The 17570-nt window shown below is 75.2% G+C and carries 14 protein-coding genes, 1 tRNA gene and 3 pseudogenes; 14 read left to right on the top strand and 4 right to left on the bottom strand.

Annotation, left to right across the window (positions count from 1 at the left end):
- Positions 1-118: 118 nt before the first annotated feature.
- Together JKP76_RS19045 and JKP76_RS21850 are read left to right on the top strand one after the other, a co-directional pair.
- Positions 119-1945, top strand: a pseudogene (locus tag JKP76_RS19045) (3' terminal RNA ribose 2'-O-methyltransferase Hen1); the annotation flags it as partial.
- 130 nt (positions 1946-2075) lie between these two features.
- Positions 2076-4460, top strand: a complete 2385-nt coding sequence (locus tag JKP76_RS21850; RefSeq protein WP_375335663.1) for a polynucleotide kinase-phosphatase — start codon at positions 2076-2078, stop codon at positions 4458-4460.
- A 43-nt stretch (positions 4461-4503) separates the two neighbouring features.
- Here JKP76_RS21850 and JKP76_RS19040 read toward each other — a convergent pair.
- A tRNA-Lys gene (locus JKP76_RS19040) sits at positions 4504-4579 on the bottom strand.
- A 201-nt stretch (positions 4580-4780) separates the two neighbouring features.
- On the opposite strand from JKP76_RS19040, the pseudogene JKP76_RS21845 reads away from it, so the two are divergent.
- From JKP76_RS21845 to JKP76_RS19020, 5 genes and pseudogenes are all read left to right on the top strand, one after another.
- Positions 4781-5371: pseudogene (locus JKP76_RS21845) on the top strand (Ig-like domain-containing protein); the annotation flags it as partial.
- 242 nt (positions 5372-5613) lie between these two features.
- Positions 5614-5967, top strand: a complete 354-nt coding sequence (locus tag JKP76_RS21840; protein ID WP_309233058.1) for a L,D-transpeptidase — start codon at positions 5614-5616, stop codon at positions 5965-5967.
- A gap of 85 nt (positions 5968-6052) precedes the next feature.
- Positions 6053-6526 carry a hypothetical protein gene (locus JKP76_RS19030; RefSeq protein ID WP_200492330.1) on the top strand — a complete coding sequence of 158 codons (474 nt, stop codon included), beginning with the start codon at positions 6053-6055 and terminating at the stop codon, positions 6524-6526.
- A gap of 57 nt (positions 6527-6583) precedes the next feature.
- Positions 6584-7666, top strand: a complete 1083-nt coding sequence (locus JKP76_RS19025; protein WP_200492328.1) for a sialidase family protein — start codon at positions 6584-6586, stop codon at positions 7664-7666.
- A complete protein-coding gene (locus JKP76_RS19020; protein ID WP_200492326.1) occupies positions 7663-7944 on the top strand; it encodes a MoaD/ThiS family protein in 282 nt (93 codons plus the stop codon). Before JKP76_RS19025 ends, JKP76_RS19020 begins: the two co-directional genes overlap by 4 nt.
- A gap of 15 nt (positions 7945-7959) precedes the next feature.
- Here JKP76_RS19020 and JKP76_RS19015 read toward each other — a convergent pair whose 3' ends face one another.
- Complete coding sequence (locus tag JKP76_RS19015) at positions 7960-8202, bottom strand: hypothetical protein (RefSeq protein WP_200492324.1); 243 nt, start codon at positions 8200-8202, stop codon at positions 7960-7962.
- A 92-nt stretch (positions 8203-8294) separates the two neighbouring features.
- Positions 8295-9056, bottom strand: coding sequence for a dihydrodipicolinate synthase family protein (locus tag JKP76_RS19010; protein ID WP_309233057.1), 762 nt, complete (start codon positions 9054-9056; stop codon positions 8295-8297).
- 253 nt (positions 9057-9309) lie between these two features.
- Here JKP76_RS19010 and JKP76_RS19005 point away from each other — a divergent pair, with 253 nt between their 5' ends.
- The 4 genes from JKP76_RS19005 (at position 9310) to JKP76_RS23065 (ending at position 14682) form a co-directional block, all read left to right on the top strand.
- Positions 9310-10476, top strand: a complete 1167-nt coding sequence (locus tag JKP76_RS19005; RefSeq protein WP_309229517.1) for an acyl-CoA dehydrogenase family protein — start codon at positions 9310-9312, stop codon at positions 10474-10476.
- 54 nt (positions 10477-10530) lie between these two features.
- Positions 10531-11334 carry a crotonase/enoyl-CoA hydratase family protein gene (locus JKP76_RS19000; RefSeq protein WP_200492322.1) on the top strand — a complete coding sequence of 268 codons (804 nt, stop codon included), beginning with the start codon at positions 10531-10533 and terminating at the stop codon, positions 11332-11334.
- Positions 11335-11395: 61 nt separating this feature from the next.
- Positions 11396-13099 (top strand): ABC transporter, encoded by a 1704-nt coding sequence (locus tag JKP76_RS18995; protein WP_200492320.1) that lies wholly within the window; start codon positions 11396-11398, stop codon positions 13097-13099.
- Positions 13096-14682, top strand: a complete 1587-nt coding sequence (locus JKP76_RS23065; protein WP_200492318.1) for a GTPase — start codon at positions 13096-13098, stop codon at positions 14680-14682. Before JKP76_RS18995 ends, JKP76_RS23065 begins: the two co-directional genes overlap by 4 nt.
- Here JKP76_RS23065 and JKP76_RS18985 read toward each other — a convergent pair.
- On the bottom strand, positions 14679-14903 hold the full coding sequence (locus JKP76_RS18985) for a hypothetical protein (RefSeq protein ID WP_200492310.1): 225 nt from the start codon (positions 14901-14903) through the stop codon (positions 14679-14681). The two genes, JKP76_RS23065 and JKP76_RS18985, sit on opposite strands and share 4 nt — an antisense overlap.
- Positions 14904-15008: 105 nt before the next feature.
- Between JKP76_RS18985 and JKP76_RS18980 the strand changes: the two genes are divergently transcribed.
- The 3 genes and pseudogenes from JKP76_RS18980 to JKP76_RS18970 form a co-directional block, all read left to right on the top strand.
- On the top strand, positions 15009-16355 hold the full coding sequence (locus JKP76_RS18980) for a methyl-accepting chemotaxis protein (RefSeq protein WP_309229518.1): 1347 nt from the start codon (positions 15009-15011) through the stop codon (positions 16353-16355).
- Between the two features lie 58 nt (positions 16356-16413).
- Positions 16414-16569, top strand: coding sequence for a hypothetical protein (locus JKP76_RS18975; RefSeq protein ID WP_200492308.1), 156 nt, complete (start codon positions 16414-16416; stop codon positions 16567-16569).
- Positions 16570-16599: 30 nt separating this feature from the next.
- Positions 16600-17529 (top strand): annotated as a pseudogene (locus JKP76_RS18970) (pectin acetylesterase-family hydrolase); the annotation flags it as partial.
- Positions 17530-17570: the final 41 nt, after the last annotated feature.

Here is a 17570-nt window from a genome sequence, read left to right as displayed (position 1 = left end):
GTACGGGCACCCTGCGCAGGTCCGGCCAGCGGGTCGGAGCCATGCCAGCTCGTCGCGGCGCGGATGACGAGCCGGAAATGGCGTTCGACTACGCGACGTCTCTCAGTGACACTCGGGCGTGCTCGTCACTCTGTCCACCACGCACGTGCCCGCGACCGATCTCGGCTTTCTGCTGCACAAGAACCCAGCGCGGGCCCAGCAGGTCGACGTCTCGACCGGCACGGCGCACGTGTTCTACCCGGAGGCGGACGAGCACCGGTGCACAGCGGCGTTGCTGCTCGAGGTCGACCCGATCGGGCTGGTGCGCACGGCTCGGGCCGGCGGGGATGACGGCGCGCTCGCCCAGTACGTCAACGACCGGCCGTACGCGGCGTCGAGCCTGCTGGCCGTCGCGCTCGGCAAGGCGTTCTCCAGCGCCCGCCGTGGGGTGAGCAAGGAGCGACCGGAGCTGGTCGACGTCGCGCTGCCGTTGGAGGTGCACATCCCCGCGTTGTCGTGCCGGGGCGGCGTGGAGATGGCGCACCGGTACTTCGCGCCGCTGGGCTGGCGGGTCGACGCGACGGCGGTGCCGCTGGACGAGACCCTGCCGGACTGGGGCGAGTCCCGGTACGTCGACCTGCGGCTGACCGGGGAGCTCCGGCTCGCGGACGCGCTCAACCACCTCTACGTGGCCCTGCCGGTGCTCGACGACGCGAAGCACTACTGGATCGGGACCGACGAGATCGAGAAGCTGCTGCGCGCCGGCAGCGGCTGGCTGGCCACGCACCCGGAGCGCGACCTGATCACCCGCCGGTACCTGGGCCACCGGACCGCCCTGAGCCGCCGGGCGATCGAGCGGCTCGCCGAGGTCGACGACGCCGATCCCGAGGCACTGGACGACGCGATCGCGCCGCCGCTCGCGGCGGCCGGCGGCCCGCAGATCGCGGACGGCGAGGACGACTCGGCCGACCGACCGGTGCCCCTGGCGCTGCAGCGGCACGGGGCGGTGCTGGCCGCGCTGCGCTCGGCCGGCGCGCAGCGGGTCATCGACCTCGGCTGCGGAGCCGGTGCGCTCCTGCCCGCGCTGCTGGCCGAGCGGGCGTTCACCGAGATCCTCGGCGTTGACGTCAGCGCCCGGGCGCTGGAGGTGGCCGCCCGGCGCCTGCGGTTCGACCGGCTCCCGGAGCGGCAGCGGGCGCGGATCAAGCTGCTGCAGAGCGGACTGACCTACACCGACGCCCGACTCCGGGGATACGACGCAGCGGTGCTGATGGAGGTTATCGAGCACCTCGATCTTGACCGCCTGCCGGCGCTCGAGCACGCCGTCTTCGGTGCCGCTGCCCCGGCCACCGTCGTCGTCACTACTCCCAACTCCGAGTACAACGTCCGTTTCGAGGGGCTGCCGGCCGGCACGTTCCGGCACCGGGACCACCGGTTCGAGTGGACCCGTGCGCAGTTCGCCGCCTGGGCCGCCGCCGTCGGCGACCGGTACGGGTACACGGCGCGGCTGCTCGGCGTCGGTGACGACGACCCGGACGTCGGCACGCCCACGCAGATGGCCGTGTTCACCCGTGCCACGGTGACGGGGGTGGCCGGCATGATCACGCCGACCGAGGAGCGCCCGACCGGCGAGCCGCGCACCGTCGTCGTCCCCGACCTGTGCCTGGTCGTGCTGATCGGCGTGAGCGGCTCGGGCAAGAGCACCTTCGCCCGCCGGCACTTCCGTGGCACCCAGGTGCTCTCCAGCGACTTCTGTCGTGGCCTGGTAGCCGACGACGAGAACGACCAGTCGGCGACGCCGGAGGCCTTCGCCCTGCTGCACCACATCGCCGGAGTCCGGCTGCGCGCCGGACGGCTGACGGTGGTCGACGCGACCAACGTCAAGCGCGAGGACCGTGCCTCCCTCGTGGCGCTGGCGCGCGAGCACGACGTGCTGCCGGTGGCGATCGTCCTCGACGTGCCCGAGGGCGAGTGCCTGGCCCGCAACGCCGCCCGGCCGGACCGCGACATCGCACCCGGGGTGATCCGGCGGCAGCGGTCGGACCTGCGGCGCGGGCTGCGCGGCCTGCGCCGCGAGGGTTTCCGCAAGGTGCAGCGTGCTGGACGGCACCGCGGAGATCGACCGCGCGGTCATCACCTACGAGAAGGCCTACAACGACCGCCGCGAGGACACCGGCCCGTTCGACGTCGTGGGCGACGTGCACGGCTGCCGCGCCGAGCTCGAGGAGCTGCTCGACGAGCTCGGCTACGAGCTTCGCCGCGATGAGCACGGTCGCCCGGTGGACGCCGAGCACCCGGCCGGACGCCGGGCGATCTTCGTCGGCGACCTCGTCGACCGCGGGCCGGACTCACCCGGTGTGCTGCGGCTGGTCATGGGCATGGTCGCCGCCGGACATGCCCTGTGCGTGCCCGGCAACCACGAGAACAAGCTGGTGCGCGCCCTGCGTGGGCGCAACGTGCAGATCACCCACGGCCTGGAGCGCACGTTGGCCCAGCTGGAGGCGGAGGACGACGACTTCCGCCGCCAGGTCGAGGAGTTCTGCTACGGCCTGGTCAGCCACTACGTGTTCGACGGCGGAGCGCTGGTCGTCGCGCACGCCGGGCTCAAGGAGTCGCTGCAGGGCCGCGCCAGCGCCCGGGTGCGGGACTTCGCCCTCTACGGCGAGACGACCGGGGAGACCGACGAGTTCGGTCTGCCCGTGCGCTACCCGTGGGCGACCGAGTACCGCGGCCGCGCGATGGTGCTCTACGGGCACACCCCGGTTCCCACGCCGGAGTGGATCAACAACACCCTGTGCCTCGACACCGGCTGCGTCTTCGGTGGCCGGCTCACGGCGCTGCGCTACCCCGAGCGGGAGCTGGTCAGCGTCGCGGCCAAGCAGACCTACTACGAGCCGGCCCGCCCGTTCCTGGCCGAGGGGGAGGCCGCCCCGCTGTCCGAGCCGCGGCGCCGGGACGACGTCCTCGACGTCGCCGACGTGCTCGGCAAGCGGGTCGTCGAGACCCGGCTCTCCGGCCGGGTGACCGTGCGCGAGGAGAACGCCGCGGCGGCGATCGAGGTGATGAGCCGCTTCGCGGTGGCGCCGGAGCAGCTGCTGTACCTGCCGCCGACGATGAGCCCGTCCGCCACCTCGACCCGGCCGGGGTTGCTGGAGCACCCGGCCGAGGCGTTCGCCTACTTCCGCGGCGAGGGCGTGGCCGAGGTCGTCTGCCAGGAGAAGCACATGGGCTCCCGCGCGGTTGCGGTGGTCCGCCGTGATGGCAGTGGTGTGCTGCACACCCGCACCGGCCGCTCCTTCTTCGGCCCCGAGCTCACCGCCGCGTTCCTGGGCCGCCTCGGCACCGCGGCGGAGAAGGCGGGGCTGTTCGATGAGTTCGACACCGACTGGCTGCTGCTCGACGCCGAGCTGCTTCCGTGGTCGGTCAAGGCGGGCGACCTGATCCGCAGCCAGTACGCCGCGGTCGGTGCTGCCGCGCGGACGGCGCTCCCCGCCGCCGTGGCAGCCCTGGAGCAGGCGGCCGCGCGGGGTCTCGAGATCGGGGAGGTGCTCGACCGCCAGCGGCGGCGCGTCGCCGACGTCGAGGCGTTCTCACAGGTGTACCGGCGCTACTGCTGGCCCACCGACGGGTTGAGCGGCGTCGCCTTCGCGCCCTTCCAGCTGCTCGCCTCCGCCGGCGCGACGTACTCCGACCGGCCGCACGCCTGGCACCTCGCCGTCGCCGACCGCCTCGCCGAGGCCGACCCCGACCTCGTCCGCAGCACCCGCTCGCTCACGGTCGACGTCACGGACCCGACCAGCGAGACTGCGGCGACGGCCTGGTGGGAGGAGATGACGGCAGTCGGCGGCGAGGGCATGGTTGTCAAGCCCGCGGCCAACCTGACCCGCGGGCGGCGCGGTGTGGTGCAGCCCGGCCTCAAGGTCCGCGGCCGGGAGTACCTGCGGCTGATCTACGGCCCGGACTACACCGAGCCGCAGCACCTCGAACGGCTGCGGGAACGGTCGCTCGGCCGCAAGCGCGGACTCGCCCTCCGGGAGTACGCCCTCGGCCTGGAGGGGCTGGAGCGCCTCGCCCGTGGTGAGCCGCTCTGGCGGGTTCCACGAGTGTGTCTTCGCCGTCCTGGCGCTGGAGTCCGAGCCGGTAGACCCGCGACTTTGACTCGACGGGCTGTGGACCAACGCCATCTCGCCGATCGCATCTACAGCCGAGCAGCCGCGGACCGCCTGGACATTGTCGCTCGGCGGATCGTTGAGCGGATCGATCAGCGGCAGGGTCTCGACCCTCGCGGGAGACAGCCGTCCACGCGTCTCGTGACCGCGCTCGGGAGAGCAACCCGTGCGACGTGTTCTACGTCACGTGGACGGGCCCCGAGACGGCGCCGTGGCACCGGATCGGCGTGGCCCCGAGGCCGTTCCCAGATTGTGGATCGCGGACTTCTGCGGACTGTTTGCGGACAGCTCGCCGGTCCGCCGTCTCTTTGATCTTGTACTGTCGGACGAATCCGCTGGTCAGCGGCCTGTTGCGTGGTGCGCCATCAGGGACTCGAACCCCGAACCCGCTGATTAAGAGTCAGCTGCTCTGCCAATTGAGCTAATGGCGCCGGTCGCCCGGCCGGCCGGGCAACGAGGCGAAACGATACCAGCGCCCCCGGGGTGCGGTGCGAGGTGGGCGCGAGTCCCTCGCCACACCCCCCCCCGCCCCGAGCGCGTCGCCGCTCGTCGCGGCCCCCAGGCCGTCCGGGCGTGGACACTGAGGTCTCCGGCCCCCGTGGCGGGGCCGGTCGGGGGAGAGGAGTCGCGCGATGCGGCGTGCAGCGGCGGTGGTGGCGGCGGGCGCCCTGGTGTTCCTGGCCGGGTGCAGCGGTGACGACGACGGGGGCGGCGGCTCGTCGGAGCGCACGCCCGGCGCCGCGCCGGCGGAGGTCGTCCTGACCCCGGCCGACGGTGCCCAGGACGTCTCGCCGATCACCCCGCTGGAGATCTCGGTGACCGGCGGCGAGCTCGCCGACGTCACGGTGGTCGACGCCCAGGGCAGCCCCGTGGAGGGTGAGACCGCCGCGGCACCGGGCGACCCCGCGACCGAGGTGTGGACGGCGGCGACCCCGCTGGCGTACGGCACGACCTACACGCTCACCGCTACGGCGACCGACGGCGCCGACGAGGAGACCGAGGCATCCGCGACGTTCACCACCGTCACCCCGGCCACCCTCTCCACGCCCTCGATCGGCCCGCTGGACGGCACCACGGTCGGCGTCGGCATGCCGATCCGCGTCTACTTCGACGACCCGGTCGCCGACAAGGCCGCCGCCGAGAGCCACCTGCGGGTCACCACCTCCACCCCGACCGACGGGGCGTGGAACTGGCTGACCGACAGCGAGGTGCACTTCCGGCCGTCGCAGTACTGGCCGGCCGGCATCGAGGTCACCCTCGACGCCGAGCTGTACGGCGTCGACCTCGGCGAGGGAGTGTGGGGCGAGAAGGACCGCACGGTCAGCTTCTCGGTCGGCGACCGGCACGTCTCCGTCGTCGACGCCGCCACCCACGTCATGGACGTCTACGACGGCGACCGGCTGGTGCAGAGCTTCCCGATGAGCGCCCCGGCAGCGCGGAGAACCCGACCCGCAACGGCCCGCACGTGGTCACCGAGTCCCACCGCGACATCACGATGGACTCCAGCACCTTCGGGCTCGCCGTCGACGCACCCGGCGGCTACCGCACCGACGTCGAGTACGCCGTCCGCATCTCCAACAACGGCGAGTTCGTGCACGCCGCCCCCTGGTCGGAGTCCAGCCAGGGCATCGAGAACGTGTCGCACGGCTGCATCAACCTCTCCACCGACCGCGCCGGCTGGTTCTTCGGATTCGCTCAGCCCGGCGACGTCGTCGAGGTCAAGAACTCGATCGGCCCGCAGCTGTCCGCGGCCGACGGCGACATCTACGACTGGGCGATCCCGTGGGAGGAGTGGAAGGCCGGCAGCGCGCTGAAGTGAGCCGGGCGGCCCGGCCCCCGGCGCCGGGCGGCGTTTCTCCGCGCTGGTCGGCGGGCACCCTCCCCGTCGACCGGAGGAGGTCGTCGTGGACACCTGGCTGATCATCGTGATCGTCGTCGTCGCAGTCCTGCTGCTGGCGCTGCTCGCCCTGACCCTGAGCAAGCGCTCCCGGATCTCCCGCGCCCGCAAGCGCGAGCAGGCCCGCGAGCACCTGCAGGAGGCGCAGATCCGCGGTGCCCGCGCGGAGAAGGAGCAGGCGCTCGCCGAGGAGCAGGCCGCCGGTGCCCGGCGCCAGCTGGCCGAGGCGCAGGAGCGCGCCGCGCTCGCCGAGAAGGAGGCCCGCGAGCGCGCGGCGCGCGCCGACGAGGACCGGACGGCCGCCGAGCAGCTGCGCGCCCGCGCGCAGAAGGCGGCGCCCGACCTGGTGCGCGACGGGCAGACCCGGCAGATGCCGCAGGTCGACGACGCGGGCCGGCACGCCGCCACCCAGCCCGACGGCCAGGCCGTCGACGGCACGGCTCCCGACGAGACCGGGACCGGCGGCGCCACCCGCCGCTGAGTTCCGGCCCTGCCGGCGGTCTGCCCTCCCGACGACCACCGACGCCGGGAGGGCACCATGACAGATCTGCTCGCGATCGGCACGCGCAAGGGGCTGTGGCTGGCCCTCAGCGAGGACGACCGGCGCACCTGGACCCTGGGGGAGCCGCACCTGCTCGCGCAGGAGGTGGCAGCGGTCGGCATCGACACCCGCCGGGACCGGCCCCGGGTGCTGGCCGGCATCCAGTACGGCCACTGGGGCCCCTCGGTGGTGCGCTCCGACGACCTCGGCGCCACCTGGCAGGAGACCGACGAGGGCGCCGTCCGCTTCCCGGCGGACACCGGCGCGGCGCTGGCACGGGTGTGGCAGCTCCGACCGGACAGCGCCGACCGCCCCGACGTCGTCTGGGCCGGCTGCGAGCCGCACTCGCTGTGGCGCAGCACCGACGGGGGCTGCACCTTCGACCTGGTCCGCGGCCTCTGGGACCACCCCCACCGGCCCACCTGGGAGCCCGGCGCGGGCGGCGGCGCGGTGCACACGGTGCTGCCCGATCCCGGGTCGGACCGGGTGACGGTGGCGATGAGCGGCGGCGGCGTCTACGTCAGCGAGGACGGCGGCGGGGGCTGGGAGCCGCGCAACCGCGGGATCAGCGCGGTCTTCCTCCCGGAGCCCGCGCCGGAGTACGGCCAGTGCGTGCACAAGGTCGCCGCCGACGCCGGCGACCCCGGCCGGATGTACGCGCAGAACCACTTCGGCGTCTTCCGCACCGATGACGCCGGGCGGTCGTGGACCTCGATCGCCGACGGGCTGCCGGCCGACTTCGGCTTCCCGGTCGCCGCCTCGCCGAGGACGCCGGGCACCGCCTGGGTCGTGCCGCTCGTGGCCGACATGGAGCGGGTGCCGCCCGCGGGGCGGCTGCGGGTGCACCGGACCCGCGACGTGGGGGCGACGTGGACGGAGTCCGCCGCGGGCCTGCCCGACGCCGCGTGGACCGCGGTGCTGCGGGACGCCTTCTGCGTCGACGAGGGCGACCCGACCGGCGTGTACGTCGGCACCCGAGACGGCTGCGTCTACGCCAGCCGTGACGAGGGGGAGACCTTCGAGCTGGTCGTCGACCACCTGCCCGACGTGCTCGCGGTGCGCGCCGCGCGGCTGGCATGACGGTGCAGGTGGTGCTGCCCGGGGTGCTGGCCGACCTGGCCGGCGGGGCGAAGCACCTCGACGTCGAGCCGGCCGGCGGCACGCTGGGCGGGCTGCTCGACGTGCTGGCCGCGGAGCACCCGGCGCTGGGCCGGCGGATCCGGGACGAGACCGGTCAGGTGCGCCGGTTCGTGCGGGTCTTCGTGGACGGCGAGGACGTCCGCTGGCAGGGCGGGCTGGCCGCGGCCGTGCCCGACGGCGCCGTCGTCCAGGTGTTGCCCTCGATCGCCGGCGGGTGAGCCCGGCTCATCGGGTCAGAGCGCGGCGAGCTCCGCGCAGGTCTCGCACAGCTGCTGGTCGTCGTAGCCCTCCGGCGGCCACGGCTGCTGCTCGTCGATGGAGACGTAGGCGCCGCACAGCGCCTTGCGGCTCTGCCCGCTGACCCGGCCGATGGTGGCGTGCGCCGGGCCGATCTGGCGCGGCTGGAGCCCGCCCACGCCGAAGGAGCCGACCATCACGACCGCGTGTGCGGTGCCGTACGCGTAGACGCTGGTCATGCCGCCAGGGTCCGAGCCCCGGCAGTCCGGGGCCAGCACCGCCGGGTGCGTGTTCGGCGCAGGCGTCACTCGCGCCCCGCGCGTCGCTGCGGCTACCGGGGGCCGAGCGCGGCGGCCAGGGCGGCGCGGACCTCCGCGGTCTCGGCCGCGCCGGCCGGCAGCTGCGGCAGCCGCATGGCCGGCCCGGGGATCAGGCCGAGCAGGGACAGCGCCAGCTTCGAGCGCAGCGCGCCGTTGCCCGTGCCGGAGATCAGGTCGATCACCGGGAGCACGGACCGGAAGACCTCGCGGGCCCGCTCCGGCTCGCCGGCCTCCGCGAGCGCGATCACCTCGGCGAGCTGCCGGCCGACCAGGTGCCCCGCCATGCTCACCATGCCCACCGCGCCGACGGACAGGAACGGCAGCAGCAGGCCGTCGTCCCCGCAGTACCAGGCCAACCCGGTCTCAGGGATCAGCCGGAGGGCGGCGGCCGGGTCCCCGGTCGCGTCCTTGACTGCGGTGATCCGCGGGTGCGCGGCGAGCCGGCGCAGCGAGTCCGCGCTCAGCCGCAGGCCGGTCCGCGCGGGGACGTCGTAGAGCATCACCGGCAGCTCGGAGGCGTCCGCGACGGCGGTGAGGTGCGCGAGGACGCCGTCCTGCGACGGGCGCGAGTAGTAGGGGGTGACCGCCAGCAGGCCGTCGGCGCCGGCGTCGGCCGCCGCGCGCGCCAGGCCGGTCGCGTGCCGGGTGTCGTACGAGCCGGCGCCGGCCAGCACCACCGCGCGCCCGGCGACCGCGTCGACGACGACCCGCACCAGGTCCGCCTTCTCGCGGTCGGAGGTGGTCGGCGCCTCGCCGGTCGTGCCGTTGAGCACCAGGCCGTCGTGCCCGGCGTCCGACCAGGTGGACGGCGAGCCGCGCGGCGGCGTCCAGATCCACGGCGCCGTCGTCGGTCATGGGCGTGACCACCGCCGTCAGCAGCGCACCGAACGGCCGGGCGGGGGAGACGGGCATGGCCGGGAAATCTACGGGGCGGGAGCCGGCCGACCGCCCGCCGGGAGCGTGTGACCTGGGACTCAGAACCGTCGGCGGGGTCGGTTATCTTCTCCGCAGCCTCCGCCTGGGGGCGTGACCCGACCCCCGGGGGTGGCTGTGCAGTCCGCGCTCTACGACGCCGAGCACGAGGCGTTCCGCGCCATGCTGCGGGAGTTCCTCGCCAAGGAGGTCGTCCCGCACCACGCCGCGTGGGAGGAGGCCGGCGTCGTCGACCGGTCGGTCTGGCTCAAGGCCGGCGAGCAGGGGCTGCTCGGCATGGACGTGCCCGAGGAGTACGGCGGCGGCGGGGTGACGGACTTCCGCTACAACGCGATCCTCACCGCCGAGATCGGGCGGGTGGGGGCGAGCGGCCTGGGCTTCACGCTGCAGAACGACGTCGTCGCCCCCTATCTGATCGGCCTCACCACCGAGGAGCAGAAGCGGCGCTGGCTGCCCGGCCTCGTCAGCGGCGCGATCATCACCGCGATCGCCATGACCGAGCCCGGTGCCGGCTCCGACCTCCAGGGCCTCACGACCTCGGCGCGCCGGGACGGCGAGGAGTGGGTGCTCAACGGGTCAAAGACCTTCATCACCAACGGCATCAACGCCGACCTCGTGATCGTCGTCGCCCGCACCGACCCCGAGGCCGGCGCCCGCGGCTTCTCGCTGCTCGTCGTCGAGCGGGGGATGCCCGGCTTCGAGCGCGGGCGCAACCTGGACAAGGTCGGCCTCAAGGCGCAGGACACCGCCGAGCTGTTCTTCGAGGACGTCCGCGTCCCGGCCGCCAACCTGCTCGGCACCGAGGGGCACGGCTTCTTCCACCTCATGGAGAACCTGCCGCAGGAGCGGTTGTCGATCGCCGCGGGCGCCGTCGCCTCGGCCCGGTCGGTGCTGGACCTGACCGTCGCGTACTGCAAGGAGCGCACCGCCTTCGGCAAGCCGATCGGGGCGTTCCAGAACACCCGCTTCGAGCTCGCCGAGATGCACACCGAGGTCTCCGTCGCCGAGACCTACCTGGAGAAGGCGATCCTCGAGCACAACGCCCGCCGGTTCACCGCCGAGGACGCCGCCATGGCCAAGTGGTGGACGACCGAGCTGCAGAAGCGCGTCATCGACCGGTGCGTGCAGCTGCACGGCGGCTACGGCTACATGCTCGAGTACCCGGTCGCCAAGGCGTTCGTCGACTCGCGCATCCAGACGATCTACGGCGGCACGACCGAGATCATGAAGGAGATCATCGGGCGCTCCCTCGGTGTCTGAGCGGTCGACCGGTCCCCGTCCCGCCCGCTCGTCGCACCGCCCCGGAGGCCCGCAGTGAGCACCCCCGACCAGGTCGAGCCGACCGTCCGCACCGAGCGGACCGGGCACGTCCTGCTCGTCACGATCAACCGGCCGGCGGCCCGCAACGCCCTCGACCTGGACGTCGCCATCCGGCTCGCCGACGCCCTCGACACCGCCGAGGCCGACCCGGGGATCCGCTGCCTCGTGCTCACCGGAGCGGGCGACCAGGCGTTCTCCGCCGGGGCCGACCTCAAGGCCCTGGCCCGGGGGGAGCGGGCGATCGTGCCCGGTCGCGAGCACTATGGGTTCGCCGGCGTCGTGCGCCACCCGACGAGCACGCCGGTCATCGCCGCGGTCAACGGCGCGGCGCTGGGCGGCGGCACCGAGTTGGCGCTCGCCGCCGACCTCGTCGTCGCCGCGGAGCACGCCACGTTCGGGGTGCCGGAGGTCACGCGCGGCCTGCTCGCCGCCGCCGGCGGGGTGTTCCGGCTGCCCGAGCAGCTGCCGCGCAAGGTCGCGATGCGCCTGGTCCTCACCGGCGAGCCGATGAGCGCTGCGGAGGCGCTGCGCTGGGGGCTGGTGAACGAGGTGGTGCCGGCCGCCGACGTGGTGCCGACGGCGCTGCGGCTGGCCGAGGTGATCGCGTCCAACGCCCCGCTGGCGGTGCAGGCCAGCAAGCGGCTGGCGCTGGGCATCGTCGACGGCGACCGGCCCGCCGAGTCCGCCCCGTGGGACCGCTCGGGCGCGGAGATGGGCCGGCTGCTCGCCTCCGCCGACGCTGCCGAGGGCATCGCGGCGTTCGCGGAGAAGCGTCCCCCGCGGTGGACGGCCGGCTGAGCGCCCGGCCGTTTCGCCGTCGCGGGGGTGAGCGGCGGCCGGCGCGGGCAGGTACCCCCGCATGAGCACCGCCGCCCCGCGCCTGCCCGACGCCCTGCAGGCGCTCCGCGACCTCCTGGCGGAGGCGCCGCTGCACCTCGACGTCGCCGGCCGGGACGAGGCGCGCCGCTCGGCCCGCGCCGTCGTCGACCAGGTCGACGACTACCTGCTCCCGCGGCTGCGCGACCTCGACGCCCCCCTGCTGGCGGTCGTCGGCGGCTCCACCGGCGCCGGTAAGTCCACCCTGGTCAACAGCCTGCTGGGCGTCCCCGTGACCACCGCCGGCGTGCTGCGCCCGACCACCCGCGCGCCCGTGCTGGTCTGCGCACCGACGGACCGGGACGCCTTCGCCGGTGACCGCGTGCTGCCGGGCCTGGCCCGCAGCACCGGGGAGGGCGAGGTCACCGGCGGGCTGCGGCTCGTGGTCAGCGACGCGCTGCCACCCGGGCTGGCCGTGCTCGACGCCCCCGACGTCGACTCGGTGGTGGAGACCAACCGCGAGCTGGCCGGCCAGCTCCTCGCCGCCGCCGACCTCTGGCTGTTCGTCACCACCGCCGCGCGGTACGCCGACGCCGTCCCGTGGGAGCTGCTGCGCACCGCTCAGGAGCGCGGCACCGCGCTGGCCGTCGTCCTGGACCGGGTGCCGCCGGAGGCCGCCCGGGAGATCGCCGACGACCTCGGCGGGATGCTGCGCAGGGCGGGCCTCGAGGCGGCCCGGCTGTTCGTCGTCGAGGAGCGCCCGCTGGAGGGCGGCTTCCTGCCCGAGGACCAGGTCGCGCCGCTGCGCGCCTGGCTGCACGGCCTGGCCGCGGACCAGGAGCAGCGCGCCGCCGTCGTCCGGCAGACCCTCGCCGGCGCGCTGGACAGCCTGGCCGCCCGGGTCGAGGGGGTGGCCGGGCAGGTCCGGGCCCAGGAGGACGCGGCGGAGGCGCTGCGGGCGGCGGCCGACGCCGCCTACGCCCGCGCCTGCACGAGCGTCTCCGACGGCGTGGCCAGCGGGGCGCTGCTGCGCGGGGAGGTGCTGGCCCGCTGGCAGGAGTTCGTCGGCACCGGCGAGTGGATGCGCACGCTGCAGGGCCACGTCGGCCGGCTGCGCGACCGGATCACGGCCTCGCTCACCGGTCGCCCGGCCGCCGGCGCCGGGCTGCAGCAGGCGCTGGAGTCCGGCGTCGAGACGCTGCTGCGCGACGCCGCCGAGGAGGCCGCCGAGCGCACGGTCACCGCCTGGCGTGGTACGCCCGGGGGCCCCGGCCTGATCGCGGACCGGCACCGCGAGCTGGAGACCGCCTCGGCGGAGTTCGCCGAGGCGGCGTCGGCGGAGGTGCGCGACTGGCAGGGCGGGGTGCTGGACCTGGTGCGCAGCGAGGGCGCCGGCAAGCGGACCCGCGCCCGCACGCTCTCCTGGGGCGTCAACGGCGCCGGGGCCGTCGTCATGATGGCGGTGTTCGCCTCCACGGGCGGGCTGACCGGCGGCGAGGTCGCGGTCGCCGGCGGGACGACGGCGCTGGGCCAGCGGGTGCTGGAGGCGGTGTTCGGCGACGCCGCGGTGCGGTCGCTGGCCGCCCGGGCCCGCGCGGACCTGGAGCAGCGCGCCGACCGGCTGCTCACCGACGAGCGCGGCCGCTTCGACGCGCTGGTCGACGCCGCGGCGCCACCCGAGGGGGCCGTCGAGGCGCTGCGGGCCGCCTTCGCGGAGCTCACCGCGGCGCGTGGGGACCGGCGATGAGGCGGCGGGACCGCGGCGAGCTGCCGCTGGGGGACCGGCTGGCCGCGCTCCGGGAGGCGGTCGAGGTCGCCGAGGGGCGGCTGGAGGTCCCGGACGTCGCCCGCGCGCGGACGCTGCTGGCCAAGGCCGGTGCGCGGGAAGCGCTCGGGGACGCCACCGTCGTCGCGCTGGCCGGCGCCACCGGCAGCGGCAAGTCCACGATGTTCAACGAGCTCTCCGGTGCCGAGGTGAGCACGCCCGGCGTCCGGCGGCCGACCACCGGGGTCGCGCACGCCTCGGTCTGGGGCGAGGCCGGCGCCGACCGGCTGCTCGACTGGCTCGAGGTGCCCCGCCGCCACCGCGTCGCCGGCACCCCGGAGCTCGACGGCCTGGTGCTGCTCGACCTGCCCGATCACGACAGCGTCCGGCTGGAGCACCGGCTCGAGGTGGACCGGCTGGTCGAGCTCGTCGACGTGCTGGTGTGGGTGCTGGACCCGCAGAAGTACGCCGACCAGGCGGTGCACGGCCGCTACCTGGCGCCGATGGCCGGGCACGCCGGCGTGCTCGTCGTCGTCCTCAACCAGATCGACCGGCTCGACGAGCAGGCGGCCGCGGCCTGCCTGGCCGACCTGCGCCGGCTGCTGGACGCCGAGGGTCTGGCCGACGCCCCGGTGATCGCCACCTCGGCGCGCACCGGCGCGGGCCTGGCCGAGCTGCGCGCCGAGCTGGCCCGCCGGGTCTCCGCCCGGCGGGCGGCGTCCGAGCGGCTCACCGCCGACGTGCGGGCCACCGCCGCCGCGCTGGCCGCCCACTGCCCGGACGGCGACGCCGGGGCGGGCTCCGGTCGCGCGGCCGAGACCGAGCTGACCGGAGCCCTGGCGGGGGCCGCCGGGGTGCCGGTGGTGGCGGCGGCGGTGGAGCGCTCCGCCGTCCGCGACGGCGCGGCGCGCACCGGCTGGCCGCTGCTGCGCTGGGTCCGGCGGCTGCGCCCCGATCCGCTGGAGCGGCTGCACCTGGGCGACGAGCGGGCCCGGTCCTCCCTGCCGGTGGCCGGGGCCGTGCAGCAGGCGGCGATGACCGCCGCGCTGCGCCGGGTCCGGACGACGGCCGGCGAGGGGCTGCCGCAGGCCTGGCGGGACGAGCTGCGGCGCACCGCCGATCGTTCGGAGTCCGGGCTGGCCGACCGGCTCGACCGGGCGGTCACCGGCACCGACCTCGGCCCGACCCGCGTCCCGGTGTGGCAGCGGGCGGTGGGCGGGCTGCAGTGGGCGCTGCTGGCCTGCGCCCTGGTCGGCGCCCTCTGGTTGCTGGGACTCGCCGTCCTGGGCTGGCTGCAGCTCGACGACGTGCTGCCGCTGCCCCGGGTGGAGGGCATCCCGATGCCGACCCTGCTGCTGGTCGCCGGCCTGCTCAGCGGGGCGCTGCTCGCGGCCCTCGCCCGGCCGTTCGTCCATGCCGGGGCCCGACGGCGACGGCGCCGGGCCGAGCAGCGGCTCACCGCGCGGGTGGGCGAGGTGGCCCGGGCGGAGGTGCTGGAGCCGCTGGAGGGGACCGTCGAGGACGCGCGCGCCTTCTGCGCCGCCGTGGCCCGCGCGGGCAGCTAGGGGACCAGCTCGGCCGCGGCGATCATCCGGCTGAGCGTCTCGGTCCAGGCGGCCTGCACCTCGGCGGGCTGGTCCTCGACGACGGCGCGGATCCCGCCGTCGTCGAGGTCGCCCGGCCGGGTGACCGCCTCGAAGCCGAGGCGGAACAGCAGGTCGGTGATCGTCGAGGGGCTCAGTCCGGCATCCGCGAGGGGCTGCAGGATCCATGCGCGCGGGTCCACGTCGGGCATTCGTGCCGGACCGCGCTCCCGGATGCAGGGGATCCGAGACCGGAGGGGCTCCAGCACTGTGCTTCAGATCGGGCCGACGGGGCCGAAGGACCAGAGGTGACCATCCCCGGCGCGGAGCCGAGAACCTCCGCACGCAGCGGCCTGCTGGCCGGCATCCCCCGCGGTGCCCGGCTGGACGAGCAGCACTTCCGGAGCCGGCACCGGATCATCTCCGCCGTCCTGGCGGCGCACCCGCCGGCCCTGGCCGCGATCGGCCTGGCCCGCGGGGTCGGCGGCTGGCTGCTGTGGGGCCAGCTGGCCGCGATCGTGGTGCTGCTCGTCCTCGGCTGGACGCTGCGCTCGCAGGTCGCCCGCGCCGCCGTCGTCGGCCTCGGCCTGATGATCGGCGCCGACGTGCTCGTGCACGTCACCGGCGGCCTCACCGACATGCACATCTGGTTCTACGCGCTGCTGGCCCTCGTGGCGCTCTACCAGATGTGGACCCCGTTCCTGCTGTCCGTCGGCTTCGTCGCGGTGCACCACGCCGCGATGAGCTACTGGATGCCGGAGTCGGTGTTCTCCACCCACGAGGCGCAGCACAACCCGCTCGGGTTCGCGCTGCTGCACGCGGTCTTCCTGCTCGCCGAGGCGACGTTCCTCGCCTACGGCTGGAAGTTCACCGAGGACGCCGACCGCGGCCGGCGGGCCGAGCAGCGGCGCGCCGAGGAGCAGACCCTCGCGCAGGCCGCCGCCCAGGCCGAGCTGGAGCGGGAGCGCGCCCGGGCCGCCGAGGCCGCGGCCGCCGACCTCGCCGCGCGGCAGCAGCGGGCCGAGCTGATGACCACCCGGGTGGCCGGGCTGGTCGACGCCGGCCGCCGGCTGGACGGCAACGTGGGGACGGCGACATCGGTCATGGCCGGCCTGCGCGCGGCGATCGCCGAGATCGCGGCGGCGGCGAGCTCGGCGACCGCGACCGCCCACGAGGCCAGCGAGGGGTCGCGGCGCAGCGCGGGGACCGTCGAGCGGCTCGCGACGACGATGGCCGAGATCGACCAGATCGCGGGCAGCATCTCCGCCATCGCCGACCAGACGAACCTGCTGGCGCTCAACGCCACCATCGAGGCGGCCCGCGCCGGCGAGACGGGCAAGGGCTTCGCCGTCGTCGCCGGGGAGGTCAAGGACCTGGCGGCGGAGACCGCGCGGGCGACCGAGCGCATCCGCCGGGTCGTCGACGCCGTACGCGGTGACGTCGATGCGGCCGGGGCCTCGCTCGTCGGTGTGCAGGAGGTCATCCAGGGCGTCGTCGAGGCGCAGACGACCATCGCCGCCGCCGTCGAGGAGCAGAGCGCCTCCACGGCGCAGGCCCAGGAGGCGATCGTCGGCGCCTCGCAGGAGGCCAGCCGCATGGCCGCTGACCTGCAGCGCATCGTCGACGGCGTGCGTTCCGGGGACGGGCAGGCCTGACGGTCACCCGCCGCAGGTCGCCGTCGGGATCGGTTGTGCCCCGTATTACTGTCCGCCCGTGATCCGCCGCAAGCTGTTGCCGCCACTCGTCGCCGTGCTCGCTCTCCCCGGCCTCGCCGCCTGCGGGGCGGACTCCTCGGGCGACGTGGCCGGCGGCTCCGCGCAGGCTGCGGAGGCGACCCCCGCCCCGGCCCAGCCGGTCACCTGGGAGTAGGTCGGCACCCCCGACGAGTGCGAGTGCAGCGACGGCACCGAGTTCCACTACTGGGTGCACGAGGGCGACGCGAGCAAGGTCGCGTTCGTCCTCGAGGGCGGGGGCGCGTGCTTCAGCGGCGCCACCTGCGGGCCCGACGACCCCACCTCCACGGTGAACCTGGCCGACCAGACCTCCGAGGGGCCGATCGCCCAGGGGCTGATGGACCTGGAGAACCCGGACAACCCGGACAACCCGCTGGCCGGCTACAGCGTCGTCTTCGTGCCGTACTGCACCGGCGACCTGCACCTGGGCGACAAGATCCAGGACTACGGCGACGGCGTCGTCGTCGAGCACAAGGGGCGGGTCAACGCCACGACCGCCCTGGAGGGCATGGCCGAGGCGTTCCCCGACGCCGAGGAGGTGGTCGTCGTGGGCTTCAGCGCCGGCTCGGCGGGCGCGCCGCTGTACGGCGGCCTGGCCCACGACCTGCTGCCCGACGCCGAGATCTCGGTGCTCGCCGACGCGTCCGGCGCCTACCCCGGGGACGAGCTGATCACCAGCGCCATCGGCGGGCTGTGGGGCATCTTCGACGACCTGCCCGAGTGGCCCGAGAGCGCCGGCCAGCCGCAGTCGGCCTGGTCGCTGCCGGGCCTGTTCGTGCAGTCCGGGCGGCACGTCCCCGGCATCCGGTTCGCGACGATCGACACCGCCGAGGACCGCGTGCAGCGCGACTTCACCGAGCTGATCGGCTTCGGCAGCACGCCGCTGCTGGAGCTGATCGACACCAACGCCGCGTTCGTGGCCGCCAGCGGCATCGACGTCAGCACCTGGGTCGGGCCGGGGAGGCAGCACGTCAGCACCGCCGACGACGACGTCCTCTACGGCAGCGAGGTCGACGGCACGGCGCTGGTGGACTGGGTCCGCGACTTCCTCGCCGGCGACGAGGTCCCCGACGTCCGCTGCGCCGACTGCAGCTGACCGCCCCGCGCCCCCGCGACGATCAGGGAACCTGATCCCCG

It is taken from the genome of Blastococcus sp. TML/C7B, assembly GCF_016612845.1.
Classification (GTDB): Bacteria; Actinomycetota; Actinomycetes; order Mycobacteriales; family Geodermatophilaceae; genus Blastococcus.
Note: the sequence above shows the minus strand (reverse complement) of the source record. Positions and strands in the feature narration are given on the sequence as shown.